The organism is Streptomyces sp. UH6, assembly GCF_013421635.1.
GTDB classification, from domain to species: Bacteria; Actinomycetota; Actinomycetes; order Streptomycetales; family Streptomycetaceae; genus Streptomyces; species Streptomyces abyssomicinicus.
In genome coordinates this window covers 1-2,329 of sequence record NZ_JACADT010000906.1, presented here as the reverse complement: position 1 = coordinate 2,329, position 2,329 = coordinate 1, and the positions used below count along the sequence as shown (strand labels likewise).

Below are 2,329 nucleotides of genomic sequence, written 5' to 3'. Positions count from 1 at the left end.
CGGTTGCGGTTGCGGTCACGGTCGCGCGTGCGGCCCGAACGGCCCTCGGCGTCGGCGGAGTCGCTCCGCTCGCCCTGCGTCCGGTCGCCGGCGTCCTGCTTGGTTTCGGTCTTCACGTCGTTCTTGTCACCGCGCGCGTCGCCCTTAGCACTGTCACTTCTGCCGCGGTCGCCCTTGTCGGCGGCCGGGGCCTCGCCCTTGGTCTCGGCGGTGACGGTCTCGGGGCTGCCCGCCTCGGCGGTGGCGCGGCGACGGCGGCGCTCGGCCGGCTGCTCGTCGCTCTTCGGCTCCTGCTCGGCCTCGGTCTTCGCGGCCTCGGCCTTGGGCGAAGGCTGGCCGGGGATCTGCGCCTTCTCGGCGGCCGACTCCTCACCCGTACGGGTGCGCGACGTGGTGCGGCGCTTGGGCTTCGCCTCGCTGTCGGTACCGGACGCGGCCGCCTTGGCGGGGGCGCCCCCGGAGGCCTGGGCCTCCTTGATGACCTCGATCAGCTGGCTCTTGCGCATCCGCGCCGTGCCCCTGATGCCGAGGCCGGAGGCGACCTGCTGCAGTTCGGCCAGCACCATGCCCTCGAGGCCGGTACCGCGACGCCGCCGCGAGCCGGCACCGCTGGCAGGCGTGGAGGCGTCCGTGGCGGGCGCGGCAGCGGTCTCGTCGACACGTGCGCCCATCAGATCGGTGGTGTCGCTCACGAAGGGTCCTTCCCTGGAGCGGGCGTCGGCCTGTCTGGCTCGGCGACCGGTTGTGCTGTCCGGAATCGGTCCTGATCACATGGACCGGTCCGGGGCGGTGGTCCGCCACATCGGCGGAGGAAAACAACTGGTGAGTGGTGGCGCTCCCCGCGACGGCGACGACGAAATTCGTGTCACGTGGCTCGGGCGCACCGGTTCCGGAGCGTGCCCTGGGAGCTGCTCAGTATTCGCGTACGGGTTGCTGCCCGCGTACTACGTACCGTACGAAACACAGTGCGGCTTGGGAGACTCCCGGAAGAATGTCTGTCCCGGACGGGGACGTGAAGCACCTCGCCACGCTTGGGTGGTCGGGTGCGGACTTGACATTAACACTACCGGATCCCACAAACATTCCCCCTCTCCACATCCGGCAATCGCCTGAATGCGCGCTCCTGCACATCCCCGGTCACTGCTTATCCGGGAACACGGCCGTTCATGCGGCGGCCGCGAGCGGCAGAACGCTCGCGCCCGACAGATCCAGGCCCAGCCGGTTCGCGGCCCAGCCCTCGCCCGCCGACATCTCCACCTTCTGGGCCGTTTCCTCGCTGGCCAGCGCCAGTACGGTGGGGCCCGCGCCGGAGATCACGGCGGGAATTCCGTCGGCGCGCAGCCGCTCCACCAGGGCGGCGCTCTCCGGCATGGCCGGGGCGCGGTATTCCTGGTGGAGGCGGTCCTCGGTGGCCGGCATCAGCAGCTCGGGGCGCCTGGTGAGGGCCTCGACGAGCAGCGCGGCACGGCCGGCGTTGGCGGCGGCGTCGACATGCGGGACGTTGCGCGGGAGCAGACCCCGCGCGGTCTCGGTCAGTACCGGCTTTCCGGGAACGAAAACCACCGGAACGATGGAATCCGAGGGCTCGCTGCGGACGGCGCGGCCGACGCCGCCCTCCATCCACGCGAGGGTGAATCCGCCGAGCAGGCAGGCGGCGACGTTGTCGGGGTGGCCCTCGATCTCGGTGGCGAGTTCCAGCAGCGCGTCGTCGTCGAGACGGTGCTCGCCGCCTATGGTCACCGCGCGGGCGGCGACGATTCCGGCGCAGATCGCTGCGGAGGAGGAACCGAGGCCGCGGCCGTGCGGAATGCGGTTGGCGCAGACGATTTCCAGCCCGCGGGGCTGCCCGCCGAGCGCGTCGAACGCGGCGCGCATCGAGCGCACCAGCAGGTGCTTCTCGTCGCGCGGCAGGTTGTCGCTGCCCTCGCCGGCGATGTCGATGTGCAGTCCGGAATCGGCCACCCGGACGACAACGTCGTCATAGAGCCCCAGCGAAAGACCCAGGGCGTCGAACCCCGGTCCGAGATTTGCGCTGGTTGCGGGCACGCGCACGCGGACGGCGGCGGCTCGGAAGGCGGGACCGGCCATCGCTGGATGACTCTCCTTGACTGCGGGGCACTGGAAGACGCGGGACTTCGCGGGACGCGAAAGCGTCGGAACCGAGCACGGCATATGCGGCGGGCTGGTTCAGTACAGACTATCGAAGGATGCTTCCCCGGCGACATAGGGCGCACAGGAGGCGCACGGTGCGTGTCGATTCACGCCAACTCCCCGCCGGGGCGGGCACGGGACGAGCGGCGGGCGGGGCGGCGGGACGGACACGGAACGG

General features: G+C 71.1%; 2 protein-coding genes. Both read right to left on the bottom strand.

Annotated features, from left to right (window positions below; genetic code table 11):
- Positions 1 to 692, bottom strand: a 692-nt coding sequence (locus HW445_RS27400) for a Rho termination factor N-terminal domain-containing protein (protein ID WP_308800007.1), incomplete at its 3' end; no start/stop codon positions are given.
- 472 nt (positions 693 to 1,164) lie between these two features.
- On the bottom strand, positions 1,165 to 2,088 hold the full coding sequence (thrB, locus tag HW445_RS27395) for a homoserine kinase (RefSeq protein ID WP_151771232.1): 924 nt from the start codon (positions 2,086 to 2,088) through the stop codon (positions 1,165 to 1,167).
- Between the last annotated feature and the right edge of the window lie 241 nt (positions 2,089 to 2,329).